Here is an 18660-nt window from a genome sequence, read left to right as displayed (position 1 = left end):
TGGCTCCAGGCCTGATCGATTGCCTGCCGGATATCCCCGGCTGGATCGTCGGTGATAAAGGTTATGCCTCGCACGCGTTCCGCACTCTCATCCGGGATAGGGGCGCACGCCCAGCCATCCCACACAAACGCAACGAAGCGCCGGTTGCCTGCCCTGACTGGATCTACAACAATCGGTCTACCGTCGAGAACCTCTGGGCCAGATTGAAAGAATGGCGGGCTATTGCCACACGCTACGAAAAAACTGCCTGCTCCTTCCTCGGCATCCTCTGTCTCGCCGCAACCAATGAATGGATCAAGCGCTAACACACCCTAGCGCTGTCGATAGTAATGGTCCTGCCCCCTCCGAAAGCATTCGCCACCGCGAAGAACTGCGAAAATGCGGCCACGCAGGCGGAGATCAATGAATGCGCAGGGAAAGCCTTCAAGGACGCCGACGCACGTCTGAATGCGGTCTACAATGATCTGCTCGGGCGCTTCAAGGGCGATGCTGATAGACAGAAACTGCTGATTAGTGCGCAACGCGCCTGGATCACCCTGCGGGATGCCGATTGTGCCTTCATCGCCTCCGGTGTCGAGGGCGGCAGCCTCTATCCGACGATCCTCTCCGACTGCCTCAAGGATGAGACACATATGCGTCTCGACACATTACAACGTATGTTCGACTGCCGGGAAGGTGATTTAACCTGTCCGGTGCCCTAACTAAAAAACGAGGTTCTATTTAGCGCTCTACCAATAGTGGATGGAGAAAGTCGAATTTCCATTTTTCAGCCAGATCGACTTCCAAAGCCTGGCGCTGCCCGATAATCATGGCTATGTTTATAAAAATCGCCAGCGGTTCATGATACAATTCGGCTTTCGAAATTCGCCCGAAAAGATGCTTTATTTTGAGGAATGGATAGAGACAGATCCACAAAAACAGTCTTGTTAGAAATGGTGCATAGGATTTCCGCTTGACGCTCAGACTATAAAGTTTCTCGATGTATACAGAGGAGCGGCCGTAACGCCTAAATTGCTCGTAGAGAGCAGAAATGTTTTTTCTATGCCGATGATAAACGATGGCGTCGTCGGTATAAAGAAGATCAAATTTCGTCATGCGTTGCATTCGCCAGCTCATGTCGATGTCGCCGCCAGCTTCCAGATGATCACGAAAAAGACCGGTCAAACTGAATACTTCCCTTCGAAAACCTGCATTGGCAGTTTGACTGAATGGCAAGAACGGATGATTCAGGGCAGCAGATTGCGAGAGGATCTCCGCACGTGTGGCGAAAAGTTCCAATAATGTCTCACCTGGATAGGCGTCAATGCGTCCGGCGACGGCACCGACTTTCCCGTCGGTGAAAGCAGCGACAAGATTAACTATCCAGCACGGATGTGGAACACAATCTGCGTCGGTAAAAAGAATGATTTCTCCGGTCGAGACACGGATTCCTTTATTGCGCGCCGCATAAGCACTTTGAATTTGGTTTTCTTCGATATAAATAATCCCGAGATCGAGCCTCTCGGCACTTTTTAGAACGACCTCTTTGGTATTGTCCGTACTCATGTTGTTAACGATAATATATTCTACTTCCTCAATATCACCTGTCTGCTTCTTCAAAGCATCGAGCAATAGGGGAACCGTCTCGGCGCCATTATAGACAGGGATGATTACAGACAGGCTTGCCATTTGTATATTTTTCCTTGTTTACATCATAACGACATTCTACCCGCAGGCAGACCCGGATCAGGATGCAAGCAATTTTTTATGTATATAAATTAAGCATCATTTGTAATGACATCGCCAATTCACTATACTGAATGCATATTATAATATGCTGGCAACAACATTCTGTATGCATGCAATGCATCAACATTCGCTATGCAGACGCATGTTTTTATACGACATATAAATCTTTATTTTTACAGATGTTCAATCATTGATTGGATCAGGCTTTTAGAATGGAAGGTGATATCTCTATAGTTTTTATCACTTATCTCTAAGTCTAGGTTTGCCAAGACTTCATTTGTGATGATTGCGGCACAATGCTTGATATTGCGATCAAGATCATGTCCCGCCAACAAAAATTTCGCTGCCGCCACGTGAGGCGATGGCATGACGATCGCTCCAGGTGATTTGTTGCTGGAACTGCTGCGGCAAATAGTGTGAATTGGCGATAATACCTTTCCGCTAGAAAGGTCTTTAACCGTTACCTTCACTTGTATATGTGTACGGCCAGCACCGAACCCGATGATCGATCGCTGTATTCGATTGCCTTCATCAATCTCCACCAGGGCTCCGCTGATCAATATGCCATTCGTCGGCATGGGAGATCCTTCGCTGAGTCGATAGGCACGGCCCCCCTTATTATTAAGATCCCGCGCAATCGTTCTACTCATGAGCGATGGGAGCGAGTTCGCCTTTTCCTGCTCGAGAACATCATGGACGAGCAAACCGGAAAGCCGGCTTTCCGATCGAAGACTGTGGTTTCCAATCGAAAAATCGCTTACGTAAATCGCTTGGGAGCGAGTATCGGCCGGGAACTCACCAGCCTTGACATCGACTGCAAGGATCTGCCTGGCACCCAGAATAATCGTGAGCAGAAACCAGATCCTTTTTTTGAACAGACCTTGCGGCGATTTGTTTCTTACCGTCATTCTCGGATTCCTTCGACTTCACCGCGTCCAGTAGGATTGATATATTCGCGCGAGGCGGACTATCAGGTCAGGACGATCGCATTGATAGATGAAGCTGCGAGGCTGTCGTTTTCCTCCACCTGGAAACACAATGAAGAGACGGCACTGATAACGTAGACAATCTTCGTGGCACGATCACACGCGTGTAATCGGCAGCTGTCATGAAATTCGATTTTAGAAGCATGGCGAGTTTCTCCAACAGCGGATATCGCAAGGAGAATATTCGCGGATTGTCGCCAGCGTTTTTCTGGGATTTGTCGTTCTATCGACTTTTGTCAAAGTCACGTAACGATGTGTAACCGCGTGATTTCCGTCTCTGCGCGCGGACTGACAACAGGATTGAATGAGCTGGATTCATTATAATCTGATAGGCTGGGCTCTGTGGCGCCTGGGCGGCGGATTCCCGACAGATCTTATTGATCGCGAAAGGTTCGGATTAACGAGATATGCGATAAAGCAACTCCCGAGTACAACGCCAAGATTTGACTTGTCGGGATTGCGCCCGGTATCGATCATTGATCACAGCGTCCAGGCATTTAACGGTCATATCGAATGCCGGTGATCTGACGCCAGCGTCATGAGAGATAATAATGCGGGGATCGGGAGCGATCCAAGTCGGTTTTGAATCCGAACGCCTTGGCCGAGAGCATTTTCCGTTAACAATCTGATTTGTTACGCCGTGCAAGCCGGATGAGAATTGACAGTCTCAGTCAGCCAAAATCAGGGCTGCTGTATTGTACTTCGGCTTTGGCTTTTACCATGCGGACGAGCCGATGACGCAAGGCATCGGCCCGCCTTGACCTTTATTTGCGCTGCAAAGCCGCACTGAGTGCCGCGCCCAGAGCTCCCTGAGGAGATGCCTGCGGCCGTGTGCCTGTCTTCGCCTTGTTTTGGCTTTCGGCACGCCCGGACGTTCCGGCGGCTTTCTTCTGCTCGCCTGCTTGGGGCCCGGTTCCTTGCGCCTTGCCATCCTGCGTGCGCATGGAGAGAGCAATGCGCTTGCGTTTTACATCGACTTCGACGACGCGCACCTTCACGACATCGCCCGCCTTCACGAATTCATTCGGTTCCTTCACGAATCTGTCGGCCAGTTGCGACACATGAACGAGCCCGTCCTGATGGACGCCGATATCAACGAAAGCGCCGAAATTGGTAACATTGGTCACGGTGCCTTCGAGCATCATGCCCGGCACGAGATCCTTGATATCGTCAACGCCTTCGGCAAAGGTGGCCGTCTTGAATTCAGGACGCGGATCGCGGCCGGGTTTTTCGAGTTCGGCGAGAATGTCGCGCACGGTCGGCAGGCCGAATTTTTCATCGACGAATTGAGCCGGATTGATCGATTTCAGCGCCGAGGCATCGCCCATGAGCGTGAGCAGATCTCGGCCGCAAGCGGCGATGATCTTGCGCGCGACACCATAGGCTTCAGGATGGACGGAAGACGCATCGAGCGGTTCCGCGCCGTCGCGAATGCGCAGAAAGCCGGCACAGAGTTCGAATGTACGCGGGCCCAGGCGATAGACGTCGAGCAGCTCGCGACGGCTTTTGAAAGCGCCTTTTTGCTCCCGATGAACGATGATAGCGTCGGCGAGCGACGAGCTGAGGCCGGATATACGCGAAAGCAGCGCGGCGGAAGCCGTGTTGAGATCGACACCGACCGCGTTCACAGCATCCTCCACCACGGCATCCAGTGACTTGGCGAGCCATGCCTGATTGACATCGTGCTGATATTGACCGACGCCGATCGATTTCGGATCGATCTTGACCAGTTCAGCGAGCGGATCCTGCAGGCGCCGCGCGATCGAGACCGCCCCGCGCAAGGAGACGTCGAGATCAGGCATTTCCGCCGCCGCCAGCGCGGAAGCCGAATAGACGGAAGCACCCGCCTCGCTGACGACGACCTTGAGCGGCTTCGCTCCCGGCAATGCGGCGATCACTTCCGCCGCAAGCCGGTCGGTTTCCCGGCTCGCCGTGCCATTGCCGATCGCGATCAGCTCGACCTTATGTATGCGGATCAGGCGCGAAAGCTCCGCCATAGCCCCTGCAATGTCATTGCGCGGCTGGAACGGATAGATCGTTGCGGTTTCGAGAAGCTTTCCGGTCGCGTCCACGACAGCGACCTTGACGCCGGTGCGAATGCCCGGATCGAGCCCCATAGTCGACCGGGACCCAGCCGGCGCGGCAAGGAGCAAATCCTTCAGATTACGCGCGAAGACCTGAATGGCTTCCTTCTCCGCGCGTTCTCTCAGATCATTCATCAAATCCAACGACAGATGCAGCGACAGCTTCACGCGCCAGGCCCAACGGGCGACATCGAGCAGCCATTTGTCTGAGGCGCCCTCCGCGCGAATGCCATAGGCATCGGCGATCATACGTTCCACGGGCTTCAAAGCGGAGGCGTCCTCGGCGTCGACCTCGATCGACAGCGACAAAATCTCCTCGTTGCGTCCCCGCAACATAGCAAGCGCACGGTGGCTCGGCACCTTCGCCCAATTTTCGCAATGATCGAAATAATCAGCGAATTTCTCGCCCGCCGTTTCCTTGCCCTCGATCACGCGAGAGCGCAGCATAGCGTGGCTTTGCATATAGCTGCGCAAACGGCCGACGAGTTCGGCATTTTCGGCGAAGCTTTCAGTCAATATGTCGCGCGCGCCTTCGAGGGCAGCCTTGATGTCGGCGACCTCCTCGGAAAGATAGGCGGAGGCCAGTTCCTCGGGAACAGCCTTGCGGTCGGCAAGCAGGGCCTCCGCCAAGGGTCCCAAGCCACGTTCGCGAGCGATTTCCGCGCGCGTCCGGCGTTTTGGGCGGAAGGGAAGGTAAATATCCTCAAGCTCTGCCTTGGTCGCGGCCTTTTCGATCTGCGCCGCGAGTTCGTCGGTCAGTTTGCCTTGAGACGTGATCTCGGTGACGATGCTCTGACGCCGTGCTTCGAGATCGCGCAAATAAGCGAGGCGCTCTTCAAGGAGGCGCAATTGCGTATCGTCGAGGCCGCCCGTCGCTTCCTTGCGGTAGCGCGCGATAAAAGGAACGGTCGAGCCTTCATCAAGCAGGGAAACCGCGACTTCGATCTGTTGCGGCCGCGCCTGCAGTTCGGTGACGAGTGTCTGAATTATACGGTTTTTACCAGTGGCCATGCCTGTCTCTTCGATTATGAAGCGGCCACCCTACAGCATTGACCCGAAAAGTGGACACCACATTTCGGATCAAATTTAGTGCATTTACAAAAACATAGAGCATTGCTCATGCGCTTGGCGCAACGAGCAATGCTCTCACGTAAAAACTGAAAGGCGGCCAATCACCTCGGCTCCCCTCGAAAAACCGGTAGAACCGAGGAATAAAGAGCGAAAGCGATCCGCCGCGATCAATGCGCCAAAAAGATCGGAATCGGGCAGGTGCGCAGGAGGTCGCGCGTGACGCCGCCGAAGGTCCATTCGCGCAGGCGGGCATGGCCATAACCGCCCATGACGATGAGATGGGCGCCTTTTTCCCTGGCGATTTCCTGAAGCCGCTCAGGTGCCGATTTCTCGCCGAGGATTTCGGTATAGGCCGTTGCCTTGACCTTGTGCCGCCCGAGGAAGGTGACGACATCTTCCGTCTGCCGCTTGGCCTCGTCGATATTGTCTTTCTCGGTCAATTCCACGACGATCGTTTCGCTGTTTTGCTGCAACAGCGGCAAGGCATCATGCGTCGCCCGGCGAGATTCCTTCGTCTCCTTCCAGGCGACGATCACGGTTCCGCCAACAGGCGCTTTTTCCAGACCTTGCGGCACGATGAGCAGGGGCCGTCCGGAGGTGAGAAGAATATCGCCGATATTCGGCTCATTATAGGGATAGGTTGGCCCTGCCTCGCGTCCAAGGATCAAAAGATCGGCCGCGCGCGATTCCCGGGTGATGAGCGATCCGGGATAGGCAAGCGCGCCGCGCCATTCCGACTTGAACGGTTTGCCTTCGACAAGTTCCTGAAACTTATGCTCGGCGTCGTGCAGCGCCGATTCCGCGCGATCATGCTCCAGCGTCATCAATTCGCCGACCATCGCACCCATTCCATAGGGATCGACGGAAGGCATTTCAGGCAGGTTGCCACCGATGCCGATCAGCGTCGCCCCACAGGCTTCCGCCAGATTACCCGCGAACTTGATCCGCGCGGGAGCATCTTCGCGTATATCGACGTAGACCATCAAAGCCGCATAAGTCATATGTCTGCCTCCGATAGGATTCACGCCGCGCATTTCTACGGAACGTAACTAAGCCGCGAAAGACGCGTCGGAATCGGCCGCTCCCAATCCGATTCGGGCTAGGTTATCATAGTCCCGCGACTCGCAGGACAGCCCGTTTGCACATATCTCATAGACGAAGACAGGGAGAGATGGCTATCGGTCTGTTTCCACATTTTCATCAAAACCGTGAAAAACAGGATTACGAAGCGAATTCAGTCTGAACACTGGGCCGAACACCCGCTCAAAGCTCCTCTTGGGCGGAAATGCCGCAGGCTGGACAATGCTCCTTCCACCGTTGCGGGCCCTTTTTAGAACGGCGGGATTGAATGCCATCCGAATCGACCGGGGAAACGGCGCATCCGCCGCCAATCCAGCAACAAATGACGGATCCGCAGGCGGAAACGATTGCATTCCTGCTTTCCGTCGGGCTCTTCGGCGCAAAGCCGCCTGAATCCCGCATGACAACCCATATTTCACAGATTTTTTTGTATGCCGATCGTGCCGTCAAGCTGAAGCGGGCGATCCATCTGCCCTATCTCGATTTCTCGACCCCGCAATTGCGTCTTGCGGCCTGCGAGCGCGAGCTTGCATTGAACCGCCGCACCGCGCCGCATCTTTATATCGCCGTTCATCGCGTGACGCGGAACGCCGATGGCGGACTTGTCCTCGACGGCACGGGAGAGCTGATGGACGCTCTGGTGGAAATGCGCCGTTTTGACAACGGCGCCCTGCTCGCGGACCAGGCAGATCACGGGGCACTTCCTCATACACTTCTGACGAAACTGGCACGCAATATCGCCGCGTTTCATCGCAATGCCGAAATCGTCGAAGCCGGATCAAGCGGCAGCGCGATTACAAGGATCATACACATTCTCGATCTCAATCGAGCCGCTTTCAACGCCGCCCTCAACACGGGCACATTCATCCCCGGCGATGCGATTCAGCGGCTCGACGAAACTTTCCGAAATGTTTTGACGCGGCTTTCCCCACTCATCGAGGCACGTGCCAAAGCCGGCAAGATCCGTCATTGTCACGGCGACTTGCATCTGAAAAATATCTGTATCTTCGAAGGCGAACCCACATTATTCGACTGCCTCGAATTCGACGACGATATCGCGCGCATCGACATTCTTTACGATCTCGCGTTTCTGCTCATGGATTTGTGGCATCGCCGTCTCGGCGCCGCAGCCAATTGGATCTTCAACCGCTATCTCGACGAGATGGACGAGGAGGACGGTCTTGGCGCACTGCCCTTCTTCATGGCCCTGCGCGCCGCCATTCGCGCTCATGTCGCCGCGACAATGGGCAAGGGCGATGAAGCACGAAGCTATTTCGCTCTCGCAGAAACGCTGTTGCAGCCGCCACCACCAAGCCTTGTCGCCATCGGCGGACTGTCTGGAACCGGAAAATCAACGCTTGCCGCCGCGCTCGCGCCGGAAATCGGCGCCGCGCCGGGCGCCCGCATTCTGGCGAGCGACCGTCTCCGCAAACGCCTGTTCGGCGTTTCCGCGGAAACCCGCCTGCCCGCCACAGCCTATGCGTCGGAAATATCGGCTGAAGTCTATGCACAGATCGCGACCGCGGCCGAAGACATTCTGCGAAGCGGTCACGGCGTCCTCGCCGATGCCGTATTCGACCGGCCAGCCGATCGCAGCCGCATCGCGCAGGCAGCCAAGCAGGCAGGATACCCATTTCTTGGATTCTGGCTGGAGGCAAGTCTCGAGCGCCAGATCGAACGCGTCAATGCGCGGCGCGACGATCCCTCGGACGCCGATGCCGCCATCGTCCACGCGCAAAGAGCGCGTGCCCTCACCCCCGTCGAGTGGATCATCCTGGAGGCTGATGGCGATGCCGCCGGCCTCGCGCAGCGGGCACTGCAACTTTATCGTGAAACCCGTTAAGGAAAATACACTTTTCATCCACCGCGATTTGATTAAGCAATCAACCTATGCTCATTTGTTCCAGCCTTATTGCCTGACGGCCTGTGCCTTGCGCGGAGTTCCACAGCCATGACCCATGACGTCACGCTTTCCGCTGCTGTGCTTGCGGGGCTTTTCTCTTTTCTGAGCCCTTGTGTTCTGCCGCTCGTCCCTCCCTACCTCACTTTCATCGCCGGCACGACGATCGAAGATGTTGCCGTCTTGCGCGAGCGTCAGGCACGCCGCGATATCATGCTGGCCGCGCTCCTTTTCGTTCTCGGCTTTGGAACGGTCTTCGTTGGACTCGGCGCCACGGCTTCGGCATTCGGCCGCATTCTGCGCGCCTATCTGCATCCGCTTTCGATTCTGGCAGGCGCGGCCATCATTCTCATGGGCCTTCACTTTCTGGGCGTGTTCCGCTTCGCCCTGCTCTATCGCGAGGCGCGCGTCTCGGTTCAGAAGCCGCTTGGCGTCTGGGGCGCCTATATTATGGGGCTCGCCTTCGCCTTCGGCTGGACGCCCTGCATCGGGCCGATTCTCGCTGCCATCCTCGCGGTCGCGGCGACACAGGAAACCATCGGCACTGGCGCCCTTCTGCTTGCGGCCTATTCTTTCGGGCTCGGCGTGCCCTTTCTTTTCGCCGCGGTCATGATCGAACCGTTCATCCGCTTCATGAAACGGTTCAAGGCCTATTTCGGCATCATGGAAAAGCTGGTGGGTGTCTGCCTTGTTCTCACCGGCATCGCCTTCCTCACCGGCTCGCTCCAGACCATTTCGTTCTGGCTGATCGAACGCTTTCCCGCTCTCGCAACGCTTGGATGATGCAGGAGGCGGGAAGGCGCTATTCCTTCCCGGCCACCGCATCCGAATCACAGCGGAAAGGCATTTGCCTGTTTGTCCGGCGCTCCGGCCATTCCCCGGCTCGCAGCGTCAGCCCTTTTCTTTTTCGAGCGCCGCACGAATATTCGCCAGCTCTTCGAGACGCGCGGAATCCGCCTGCGGATAGGAAAGATCGAGCTCTCGATAATGATCGAGAATGACCTGTGAGATGAACAGGCGGGCATTCTCCTTGTCATCGGCAGGAATGACGTACCACGGACAATCCTTGGTGCTCGTTACGGCGAGGCACGCCTCATATATCTGTTGGTATTGCTCCCAATATTGCCGTTCCTGCACGTCGGCGAGACTGAATTTCCAATTCTTCGCGGGATCGTCGAGACGCTCCAAGAGGCGCTTGCGCTGCTCTTCTTTCGAAAGATGGAGGAAGAATTTGACGATACGCGTCCCATTGAGATGCAGATGCTTCTCGAAATTCAGAATGGACTGAAAGCGTCCGTTCCAGACCGCCTCGTCGACGACTTTGACGTCGGGCAGGTTTTCATTCTTCAGCAGCTCCGGATGAACCCGTTCGACAAGGACCGCTTCATAATGGGAACGATTGAAGATCCCGATCCGTCCGCGTTCGGGCAGATGCTCCGAAATCCGCCACAGAAAATCGTGATTGAGCTCGGTCGGGCTTGGTTCCTTGAAACTGACGACCTGACAGCCTTGCGGGTTGACTCCCGACATCACATGCCGGATGGCGCCGTCCTTTCCGGCCGCATCCATGCCCTGAAAAATGAGGAGAACAGCATAACGGTTCGAGGCATAATGCAGGCGCTGCATATGGCTTAGCTGATCAACATGATCAGCCAGCATGACTTTGTACTCTTCCTTCGAGCGATAGAGCGGCTCGACGAGTGTTGGCCACGCCTTCAGCACCACGGCACTTCCTTCAGCAACGCGGAAGTCTTTGACTGAAATCGCCATAATCATCCTTTCAAGAATAGCTACGCTCTAAAACGCCTCGCAGCCCAACCGTCCAGTGGTAGATGAATCGCCCGCAGGGTTGAAACGGCGAGAAACATCCGTCGATCCCGCTGCTCTTCGAAACTGACCGGTATTCTCCAAGTCGTCTCTTGAGACTTTCTCCGCAAGACTTTCAGCAACACTTGCGTGGCGCGCTGATTTGGCTCATAAGCGCCAAATTCCACACGTGACGCTCGCGATCCTGTCTTAAGGATCGTTCCCGGTGGCCGGGTTCCCTTTTTGAAATGGGGGAATTTGGTCCAAATGGCGTTGCGGCGGTCCAACCGGAGAGTTTGAATATTATGTCTATCCCCGATTTCACCATGCGCGGCCTGCTCGAGTCCGGCGCCCATTTCGGCCATCAGTCGCATCGCTGGAACCCGAAAATGGCGCCCTATATTTTCGGCACCCGCAACAATATCCATATTATCGACCTCGCCCAGACCGTTCCCCTGCTGCATCAGGCGCTGAAGGCGATCTCGGATACCGTGGCCCGCGGCGGCCGTGTGCTCTTCGTCGGCACCAAGCGCCAGGCTCAGGACTCGATTGCCGATGCGGCGCAGCGTTCCGCGCAATATTACGTCAATTCCCGCTGGCTCGGCGGCATGCTGACCAATTGGAAGACCATTTCCGGCTCGATCCAGCGTCTGCGCAAGCTCGATGAAGTTCTTGCGGGCGGCGCAGTCGGCCTCACCAAGAAAGAGCGCCTGATGATGTCGCGCGAACGCGACAAGCTGGAAAAGGCGCTCGGCGGCATCAAGGACATGGGCGGCACGCCGGACCTGATCTTCGTCATCGACACCAATAAGGAACAGCTGGCGATCAAGGAAGCCGAGCGGCTGCATATTCCCGTCGCCGCGATCCTCGACACCAATTGCGATCCTGACGGGATCACCTATCCGATCCCCGGCAACGACGATGCCGGCCGCGCCATCGCGCTTTATTGCGACCTCATCGCTCGCGCCGCGCTGGATGGCATTTCCCGCAGCCAGGGCATGAGCGGCTTCGACCTCGGCGACATGGAAACGGCGGTGGAAGATCTGCCGCCAGTCGAAGGCGAATATGAAGCCGCTCCGACGGAAATCTTTGAACTGCTCGATGCGCCGCGTGGCGCGCCTGACGATCTCGCGAAACTGCCCGGCTCCGGCCCGCAGATCGCCAAGAAACTGAACGACGCGGGCATTTTCCACTATTGGCAGCTGGCGGCGATGACGCCCGAGGATGTCTCCAAGATCGATCAGGATCTGAAGCTCAATGGCCGCATCGAGCGCGATCATTGGGTGGATCAGGCGCGCGGCCTTCTCGCCAGCTGAGCCGGTTCGAAACACAAGAGAAAGGACGGTCCCGGCCGTCCGTTTCGACAAGTGATGACAGTCATCAATTCCCAAAAGTGGTCCCCACTTTTGGGATTGGTGTTTTGAGATGGACGCGGCGGCAGGGTGTGCTCACGGCCGCCAAAAGCGCGAAGGATTAGACGATGGCGAACGTCACGGCCGCGATGGTGAAGGAGCTTCGCGAGAAGACCGGCACCGGCATGATGGATTGCAAGGCCGCCCTGAACGAGACGGGCGGTGATATCGAGGCGGCGGTCGACTGGCTGCGCAAGAAAGGTCTTTCCAAAGCCGCGAAGAAGGCCGGGCGCATCGCCGCCGAGGGTCTCATCGGCATGGATATCGAAGGCACGACCGGTGTTCTCGTCGAAGTCAATTCGGAGACCGATTTCGTCGCCCGCAATGATGATTTCCAGTTCCTCGTCCGCAATATCGCTCGCGTGGCGATCCAGCAGGGCCTGACCGATATCGAGGCGCTGAAAGCAGCCCATTATCCGGCTGGCGGTCTGCTCGGCGACGCGATTTCCGAAGGTATCGCCAAGATTGGAGAGAACCTGACCCTGCGCCGGGTTGCCCTGATCCATGTGCCGACCGGCGCGATCGGCTCCTATATGCATAATTCTGTTTCGGAAGGGCTCGGCAAGATCGGTGTTCTCGTCGGTATCGCGACGGAGGGCAATGCCGAGGCGGTGCAGCCTCTGGCCCGCGAAATCGCCCTCCATATCGCGGCGGCAGCTCCGCTCGCCATTGATTCGGCGGGTCTCGATCCGGCCGTCGTCGAGCGCGAAAAAGCCGTGCTCGCCGAAAAGAACGCCGGTAAACCCGCCAATGTGCTTGAAAAGATCGTCGAATCCGGCCTGAAGACCTTCTACAAGGAGACCTGCCTCCTTGATCAGGTTTCGAATTATCCCGAACATGCGGGCAAGACGATCGGCCAGATCCTGAAGGAGACGGAAAAGACGGCCGGCGCGCCGGTCACGCTCGTCGCCTTCCATCGCTTCGCGCTTGGCGAAGGCATTGAAAAGCAGGAAAGCGATTTCGCCGCGGAAGTCGCGGCCGCCGCCAGCGGCCAGGCCTGAGCCAGGCGGGGACGGAGCTCCGCTTCGCGGATGCCCGTTCGTTGAAAACTAACCCATGCAATCGAAAAACCGCCGCATCGCCGGCGGTTTTTTCGTGAGAAGCCAATCCTGGGCACCGGCTCGTCTCGCGGATAAGCCTCACAGACTCGGCAGATGTGAGCGGAGGAATGCCCATTACTCCTGGCGTCGCTCCAGATTTATCGCGCTTTCAAAAGCCCCACGGCGCAATATGCATTTCAAAAACACCCCAATTTTCTACATGAAGCTGCGCATAGACAATAGGCTAGCTTCAAGTCTAAATACTCGTGAGCATATTTTCTTCGGACTTGTCTTTGATGATTGCAAGCCAGCGGCGCTAAACTATGAGTTTTTCTTTCAAAAGCCTGTGCAGCCATGGAAAACTGGTAGAAAAGTCCTGAAAGGCTTCGAATTACCTCTGTGAAAAGAGGTGACGCCCCGTTCAGGGGGCGTCGACAAGCGATCCCCACCGAAATCAAACTATTTCTTGTAGCCAACATACCAAATGCCAATGACTTTCCCGGAACCGTCTTTGATGGGCTCGTAGCCGGTCGTATATGGTGTTCCAAGTATGTCGACATCGCCGTAGAACGGCTTTCCGGCGTTGATGTCGACGATGACCTTGCCCTTTGGATCCAGTATAGTGCCCGTCGCACGACCCGAGCCTTCTGGCACGTTGGTCGAAACACGCACATATTCTTCGCCGGTTTTGGCAAAAAGCGTGGCCGTGCCGCCATTCACCTTCACGACCGCATCGACGATGGCGAAATCATTATTCATCTTCGTCTTGCCGAAGTATAATGCAGCCGCCTTCTTGCCGCTGACGGGGTCGAACCCTTCAAGTTTGGGCGGTCCGAGTTTTTCGGTCGCCGCTTTCAGATCGGCCATCGCCTTCATGATTTTTGGATTGCTTTTGGCGTAGCCGGTAGTGGAAAACATAGCCGCGGCAACAATCAGCAGCCCAGCCGCGAGCGCAGGGAAATAAAATCGGTTACGAAACATCATATCCCCCCTGAGCTTCAATTTGCGTCTATTCGCCGCTCTGCCGCAGAAGGACGGTGCCGCCGAACCGGCAGCGCTGCTTTCTCTTAAATCCACGAAAAAGTGGCCCGCAATGCCAAGTCAATTTGAGCAGGGGGCAAAGGTTCCCCAAAACAATCACTTGCCGCTGGCCGCATTTAGCACGACCTGCCCCCCGACAAAGAAGCGCTGATGACGCGGATCGAGGCGCAGGCTGTGCAGATTCAAGCATTGACCGCACAGAATGCGTTGCTCGCCGAGTTGGAAGCCATCGACACCATCCGCCTCACTCTACAAGGACAAGCACTCCCAACCACCGCTTGACTACCCGCACTGGGCCTGAGCAATGACGATCCGAACCTTATCGACAGAAAAAGCTTAGCGTCTGTTGTCAACAGCGGATATATGTCCATAGACTATCCAGCCTTGCTTGCTTGACGTATACGCGCAGACGGGAAACAATTGAATTTGAAGTTCAGGGCCCGTTCACTTGTTGATGCGCATGATTTTGACATGAAGAGCCTTCCGTTGTTCTCATGCTGCAGCCTGACCCTCCTGATGCAGGCGATGGTCTCCTCCGCGACTGTGGCTGAAGATTTGGCATCCGCGCCCCGTTCCGGCTCAGCCGAACGGATCGAGCGGATTTGCCTTTCAGCAACCTCCACGCGAGAACAGGCGACGGCGCATAAGCTGGTGCAACCTTTCCAGATCATTCAGCGGGAAAGCCGGCAGCGGGGAGCGGAAGCAATCGGCGCCCGGCTCTGCCGTTGGAATGAACAGCTTGTTTACGAAATCAATCTCCTGCGGCAGGACGGCCGGGTCATTCATGTCTATTTCGATGCGACGGATGGCGCGGAAATCGCCGACGCGCGCTAAAGCGCGGCGAAAGGCTTCCCTTCCCCATGACTGCAGATGAAAGCCAATATCCCGGCTGTCGAAACGCCTCCCTGCGCCGCTTGACCCAATGAAGCATTTTCCGCCAACCTTGGATCGTTTCGCGACTCGATTGCTTTGAAAATGCCCTGATTTTGAGTGGAGCGTTTCCGGACGATTCCAAAACGCCATACACCCGGCGAATAGCAGTGAAGACAGGACGACGCCCTTGCGCATTCTGGTTGTTGAAGACGACAAGGATCTGAATCGGCAATTGACCAATGCCCTCTCTCAGGCGGGCTATGCGGTCGATCATGCCGCCGATGGCGAAGAAGGCTGGTTTCTCGGCGATACCGAGCCCTATGACGCCGTGGTGCTTGATCTCGGCCTGCCGAAGAAGGACGGGCTTTCGGTCCTGAAGGAGTGGCGCAAAGCCGATCGCGCCATGCCCGTGCTGATCCTGACGGCGCGCGATCGCTGGAGCGACAAGGTCGAGGGCATCGACGCCGGTGCCGATGATTATGTCGCGAAACCCTTCCATATGGAGGAAATTCTCGCCCGCCTGCGCGCCCTGCTCCGGCGTTCCGCCGGACGGGCCACAGATGAATTGATCTGCGGTCCGGTCAAGCTCGATACACGATCAAGCGCCGTGACGGTCAATGATATTGCGGTCAAACTGACATCGCACGAATACCGCCTGCTCGCCTATATGATGCTGCACGCGGGCCGGGTCATTTCCCGCTCGGAAATTATCGAACATCTTTACGATCAGGACTTCGATCGCGATTCCAATACGATCGAGGTTTTCATCGGACGCCTGCGCAAGAAGCTCGGCACCGATATTATCGAAACATTGCGCGGCCTCGGCTATCGCGTTCCGGCCGCCGGGGAAACACAGCCGCCGAGAAATGATCCCAAATCGGACCCGAAGGCGGATTCCCAATCGACAGCGCGCCCGGCAAAGTCCGAACCGTGAAACTGCATCCTCCGGGATCACTCGCTGGCCGCCTGTTCCTGCTCGCCGTCGTCCTGAGCTTCACCATCCTTCTCATCGCCAGCGTCGTTCTCTCCGCCCTTTACGAGAAAGCCGAGGAAGCGAGCTTCGACGAACGCCTTGGCGTCTATATGCGCGCCCTCATCGTTGATCTCGCCACCCCTCTCAACCCTTCCGAAACGGAGGAACGGCAACATGATCCAGACAAGCTCGGCGATCCGCAATTCGATCTCGCGCTTTCCGGCTGGTATTGGCAGATCACCCGTATCGACGACGAAAATCACGAGATTCGCGCCTCGCGCTCCCTTTTTGCGGCGAAATTGCCGCAACTCGCCAATCTCGGCGTGCCGGCAGGCATAGGTGGCGGCCGGCGCGGTTATGCGATCGGCCCCGACGACCGCCGGCTCCGCATTATCGAGCGTGTCGTCGATGCAGGTGATCGTGGCATCTATCTCGTCCAGATCGCCGCGACGACTGAGGAACTCGATCAGCGCATCTTTTCCTTCAAGCTCTCGCTCGCCATCACCTTTCTTCTTCTCGCCCTCGCCCTCATCGGATCGACGTGGCTGCAGCTCAATTATGGATTGCGGCCTCTGCGGCAATTGCGGGAAGGGGTGGTGGCGATCCGGCGGGGGGAGAAGGAGAAAATCGAGGGCTCGTTCCCCCATGACCTTGCGCCGCTGGCCGAGGAACTGAATCTGATGATCGCTTCCAATCGCGAAGTCGTCGAGCGCGCACGGACGCAGGTCGGTAATCTGGCCCATGCCCTGAAAACACCACTGAGCGTCATCGTCAACGAAGCGCACAGCGAGCATACGGGCTTTGCCACCAAGGTCAGCGAGCAGGCACTGCTGATGCGCGATCAGATCACTTATTATCTCGATCGTGCCCGGGCTGCGGTCCGGGCTGGAACGCTTGGCAGCATAACCCCCGTCGCGCCCATCGTTGCCGCTCTCGACAGGACTTTCAGCAAGATTTACCGTGACCGCGCGGTGACATTCGAGACCAAAGTGCCCACTTCCCTCAAATTCAAGGGCGAGAAACAGGATCTCGAGGAGATCATCGGTAATCTCGTCGATAATGCCCAGAAATGGGCGCGTTCAACCGTCAGCCTGACCGCCACTGAGGAAGCGGGAAGTGAAGGACGAAAATTCCTGCTCATCATCATTGACGACGATGGGCCGGGCCTCGCTGAGGAAATGCGCGCCGAAGCGATCAAGCGAGGCCGAAGGCTCGATGAAACCAAACCGGGTTCCGGCCTCGGCCTTTCCATTGTGACTGATCTCGCCGCGCTTTACGGAGGCGGCTTGACGCTCGATACCAGTCCTGCAAGGGGTTTGCGTGCGATCCTGCGCCTTCCGGCGGCTTGATTGCTCCCCACAGGACAATATTCCTCGTGGTGTCCACTCTCCGGTTTGATGCTCTGGTTCGATAGGATGCGTTTGAATGCTCTGGGTTGTTTTCGCGGTCCTGACGGGTCTTGCCGTGATGAGCGTGCTTTTGCCACTCGCGCGGCGGTCAAATACACGATCATGGCGCGAGAGCGAGGCCGATTTCTATCGCGCGCAGGTGAATGAGATCGCGCAGGATGTCACGCGCGGCCTGCTGACCGAGAAGGAAGCACAATCCCTCAAGGCTGAGACCGCCCGCCGCTTCATCGCCGATACCGACAGAAGCCTTGAAACCGGAGCCGAGCCACAAGCCGGGGCTTCAGACACTCCCGCTTCCAGCCCATCCCCCTGGCGTGTCCGAATCGTGTCTCTTATCGCGCTGGCCGTGATTCCGGCAGTCGCGCTCGGGCTATATCTTATGATTGGCCGTCCGGGCGAGCCGGATGCGCCTTTGCAGGCCCGTCTCGACAAGCCGCAACAATCGGATATGTCGGCGCTCGTCGCCAAGATCGAGTCACATCTGAAGCAAAATCCTGAGGACAGCCGTGGCTGGCAGGTTCTCGCTCCCGTCTATATGCGTTTTGGCCGTTTCGATGAGGCCGCCAATGCCTACGCTCAGGTTCTGCGGCTCACGGGTGAGAACCCGGCGATCCGCGCCGCCTATGGGGAAGCCCTGGTCATGATGGCGAAGGGCATCGTCACGCCCGAGGCTCAGGACTCCTTCCGCGCGGCGCCCGATCAACCAAGATCACAATTCTATCTCGGCATTGCGGCGGAACAGGCCGGCGACAAGGAGAATGCGCGGCGGCTCTGGACGAAACTTCTTGCGGACTCGCCTGCCGACGCTGCTTTCGTGCCGTTGCTGCGGCAACGCCTCGCGGCGCTCGGTGATACGGAGAACGCCACCGGGGCAAGCGCACCGCCCCCCGCGCCTGTGCCGGCCACCCCGGCTATGCCACAGGGCGCCGCCGCCATAGCCGCCATGCCGGAAGCCCAGCGCAATGCCGTCATTCACACGATGGTCGACAGGCTGGCGGCGCGGCTCGCCGAGAACGGGCAGGATCTCGAGGGCTGGCTACGGCTGATCCGTGCCTATAATGTCCTGCAGGAAGAAGCCAAGGCCAAGGGAGCGCTTGCCGATGCCCGCCGCGCCATGATGGGGAACGCGGAAGCTCTCGCCCGCATCGACGCGCTCGCCGACGAACTCGGGCTCAAAGGCTGAGGCTTGAGACCGCCCTGGCATCCGATCCGGCCCCAAAGTTTGGGCTGGCCAGTCCCAACATGATTCGACGTTTG

18 protein-coding genes are annotated in these 18660 nt (G+C 57.0%); 12 read left to right on the top strand and 6 right to left on the bottom strand.

Annotation, left to right across the window (positions count from 1 at the left end; translation table 11 throughout):
• Together DL88_RS14545 and DL88_RS14540 are read left to right on the top strand one after the other, a co-directional pair.
• The coding region (locus tag DL88_RS14545) for an IS5/IS1182 family transposase (protein WP_034997420.1) at nucleotides 1–305 on the top strand (305 nt) is incomplete at its 5' end.
• Nucleotides 306–329: 24 nt separating this feature from the next.
• Complete coding sequence (locus tag DL88_RS14540; RefSeq protein WP_051955999.1) at nucleotides 330–701, top strand: lysozyme inhibitor LprI family protein; 372 nt, start codon at nucleotides 330–332, stop codon at nucleotides 699–701.
• Nucleotides 702–720: 19 nt separating this feature from the next.
• Here the strand turns inward: DL88_RS14540 and DL88_RS14535 are convergent, their stop codons facing one another.
• From DL88_RS14535 to DL88_RS14520, 4 genes are all read right to left on the bottom strand, one after another.
• Nucleotides 721–1668 (bottom strand): glycosyltransferase family 2 protein, encoded by a 948-nt coding sequence (locus tag DL88_RS14535; RefSeq protein WP_034997415.1) that lies wholly within the window; start codon nucleotides 1666–1668, stop codon nucleotides 721–723.
• A gap of 233 nt (nucleotides 1669–1901) precedes the next feature.
• Nucleotides 1902–2636, bottom strand: a complete 735-nt coding sequence (locus DL88_RS14530; protein ID WP_034997413.1) for a DUF4410 domain-containing protein — start codon at nucleotides 2634–2636, stop codon at nucleotides 1902–1904.
• 842 nt (nucleotides 2637–3478) lie between these two features.
• Entirely contained in the window at nucleotides 3479–5809 is a 2331-nt protein-coding gene (locus DL88_RS14525) for a Tex family protein (protein ID WP_034997410.1), read from the bottom strand.
• Nucleotides 5810–6036: 227 nt separating this feature from the next.
• Nucleotides 6037–6870: a universal stress protein gene (locus tag DL88_RS14520; RefSeq protein WP_034997407.1), complete on the bottom strand. Its 834-nt coding sequence runs from the start codon at nucleotides 6868–6870 to the stop codon at nucleotides 6037–6039.
• 347 nt (nucleotides 6871–7217) lie between these two features.
• On the opposite strand from DL88_RS14520, the gene DL88_RS14515 reads away from it, so the two are divergent.
• Entirely contained in the window at nucleotides 7218–8792 is a 1575-nt protein-coding gene (locus DL88_RS14515; RefSeq protein WP_034997405.1) for a bifunctional aminoglycoside phosphotransferase/ATP-binding protein, read from the top strand.
• Nucleotides 8793–8900: 108 nt separating this feature from the next.
• A complete protein-coding gene (locus DL88_RS14510) occupies nucleotides 8901–9632 on the top strand; it encodes a cytochrome c biogenesis CcdA family protein (protein WP_034997402.1) in 732 nt (243 codons plus the stop codon).
• A gap of 108 nt (nucleotides 9633–9740) precedes the next feature.
• Here the strand turns inward: DL88_RS14510 and DL88_RS14505 are convergent, their stop codons facing one another.
• A complete protein-coding gene (locus DL88_RS14505; RefSeq protein WP_034997400.1) occupies nucleotides 9741–10619 on the bottom strand; it encodes an ADP-polyphosphate phosphotransferase in 879 nt (292 codons plus the stop codon).
• Between the two features lie 341 nt (nucleotides 10620–10960).
• Here DL88_RS14505 and DL88_RS14500 point away from each other — a divergent pair, with 341 nt between their 5' ends.
• The 3 genes from DL88_RS14500 to DL88_RS14490 all read left to right on the top strand — a co-directional run bounded on the left by DL88_RS14500 (nucleotide 10961) and on the right by DL88_RS14490 (nucleotide 13510).
• Nucleotides 10961–11971, top strand: coding sequence for a 30S ribosomal protein S2 (locus DL88_RS14500; RefSeq protein ID WP_034997473.1), 1011 nt, complete (start codon nucleotides 10961–10963; stop codon nucleotides 11969–11971).
• A 164-nt stretch (nucleotides 11972–12135) separates the two neighbouring features.
• A complete protein-coding gene (gene tsf / locus DL88_RS14495; protein WP_034997397.1) occupies nucleotides 12136–13068 on the top strand; it encodes a translation elongation factor Ts in 933 nt (310 codons plus the stop codon).
• 55 nt (nucleotides 13069–13123) lie between these two features.
• Nucleotides 13124–13510: a hypothetical protein gene (locus tag DL88_RS14490; RefSeq protein WP_034997394.1), complete on the top strand. Its 387-nt coding sequence runs from the start codon at nucleotides 13124–13126 to the stop codon at nucleotides 13508–13510.
• A 56-nt stretch (nucleotides 13511–13566) separates the two neighbouring features.
• Here the strand turns inward: DL88_RS14490 and DL88_RS14485 are convergent, their stop codons facing one another.
• A complete protein-coding gene (locus tag DL88_RS14485) occupies nucleotides 13567–14184 on the bottom strand; it encodes a Cache 3/Cache 2 fusion domain-containing protein (RefSeq protein ID WP_245270852.1) in 618 nt (205 codons plus the stop codon).
• A gap of 114 nt (nucleotides 14185–14298) precedes the next feature.
• On the opposite strand from DL88_RS14485, the gene DL88_RS20975 reads away from it, so the two are divergent.
• The 5 genes from DL88_RS20975 (at nucleotide 14299) to ccmI (ending at nucleotide 18586) form a co-directional block, all read left to right on the top strand.
• Nucleotides 14299–14430: a hypothetical protein gene (locus DL88_RS20975; RefSeq protein WP_280949209.1), complete on the top strand. Its 132-nt coding sequence runs from the start codon at nucleotides 14299–14301 to the stop codon at nucleotides 14428–14430.
• A 189-nt stretch (nucleotides 14431–14619) separates the two neighbouring features.
• The gene (locus tag DL88_RS14480; protein WP_156971122.1) at nucleotides 14620–14982 is read left to right on the top strand and encodes a PepSY domain-containing protein; all 363 of its coding nucleotides are present in this window, start codon (nucleotides 14620–14622) and stop codon (nucleotides 14980–14982) included.
• Between the two features lie 226 nt (nucleotides 14983–15208).
• Nucleotides 15209–15955: a response regulator transcription factor gene (locus DL88_RS14475; protein ID WP_034997389.1), complete on the top strand. Its 747-nt coding sequence runs from the start codon at nucleotides 15209–15211 to the stop codon at nucleotides 15953–15955.
• Nucleotides 15952–17343 (top strand): ATP-binding protein, encoded by a 1392-nt coding sequence (locus tag DL88_RS14470; protein ID WP_034997386.1) that lies wholly within the window; start codon nucleotides 15952–15954, stop codon nucleotides 17341–17343. The genes DL88_RS14475 and DL88_RS14470 overlap by 4 nt, the downstream gene beginning before the upstream one ends.
• A gap of 76 nt (nucleotides 17344–17419) precedes the next feature.
• Complete coding sequence (gene ccmI, locus DL88_RS14465) at nucleotides 17420–18586, top strand: c-type cytochrome biogenesis protein CcmI (RefSeq protein ID WP_034997382.1); 1167 nt, start codon at nucleotides 17420–17422, stop codon at nucleotides 18584–18586.
• The last annotated feature ends 74 nt before the right edge of the window (nucleotides 18587–18660 follow it).

Origin of the sequence: Beijerinckia mobilis (assembly GCF_000745425.1) — a bacterium.
GTDB lineage: Bacteria > Pseudomonadota > Alphaproteobacteria > Rhizobiales > Beijerinckiaceae > Beijerinckia > Beijerinckia mobilis.
Note: the sequence above shows the minus strand (reverse complement) of the source record. Positions and strands in the feature narration are given on the sequence as shown.

Bases quoted from the DNA above. Each gene is read 5' to 3' on its own strand.
- DL88_RS14540 (WP_051955999.1), top strand. From the start codon at position 330: ATGGTCCTGCCCCCTCCGAAAGCATTCGCCACCGCGAAGAACTGCGAA.
- DL88_RS14535 (WP_034997415.1), bottom strand. From the start codon at position 1,668: ATGGCAAGCCTGTCTGTAATCATCCCTGTCTATAATGGCGCCGAGACG.
- DL88_RS14530 (WP_034997413.1), bottom strand. From the start codon at position 2,636: ATGACGGTAAGAAACAAATCGCCGCAAGGTCTGTTCAAAAAAAGGATC.
- DL88_RS14525 (WP_034997410.1), bottom strand. From the start codon at position 5,809: ATGGCCACTGGTAAAAACCGTATAATTCAGACACTCGTCACCGAACTG.
- DL88_RS14520 (WP_034997407.1), bottom strand. From the start codon at position 6,870: ATGACTTATGCGGCTTTGATGGTCTACGTCGATATACGCGAAGATGCT.
- DL88_RS14515 (WP_034997405.1), top strand. From the start codon at position 7,218: ATGCCATCCGAATCGACCGGGGAAACGGCGCATCCGCCGCCAATCCAG.
- DL88_RS14510 (WP_034997402.1), top strand. From the start codon at position 8,901: ATGACCCATGACGTCACGCTTTCCGCTGCTGTGCTTGCGGGGCTTTTC.
- DL88_RS14505 (WP_034997400.1), bottom strand. From the start codon at position 10,619: ATGGCGATTTCAGTCAAAGACTTCCGCGTTGCTGAAGGAAGTGCCGTG.
- DL88_RS14500 (WP_034997473.1), top strand. From the start codon at position 10,961: ATGTCTATCCCCGATTTCACCATGCGCGGCCTGCTCGAGTCCGGCGCC.
- tsf (WP_034997397.1), top strand. From the start codon at position 12,136: ATGGCGAACGTCACGGCCGCGATGGTGAAGGAGCTTCGCGAGAAGACC.
- DL88_RS14490 (WP_034997394.1), top strand. From the start codon at position 13,124: ATGCAATCGAAAAACCGCCGCATCGCCGGCGGTTTTTTCGTGAGAAGC.
- DL88_RS20975 (WP_280949209.1), top strand. From the start codon at position 14,299: ATGACGCGGATCGAGGCGCAGGCTGTGCAGATTCAAGCATTGACCGCA.
- DL88_RS14480 (WP_156971122.1), top strand. From the start codon at position 14,620: ATGAAGAGCCTTCCGTTGTTCTCATGCTGCAGCCTGACCCTCCTGATG.
- ccmI (WP_034997382.1), top strand. From the start codon at position 17,420: ATGCTCTGGGTTGTTTTCGCGGTCCTGACGGGTCTTGCCGTGATGAGC.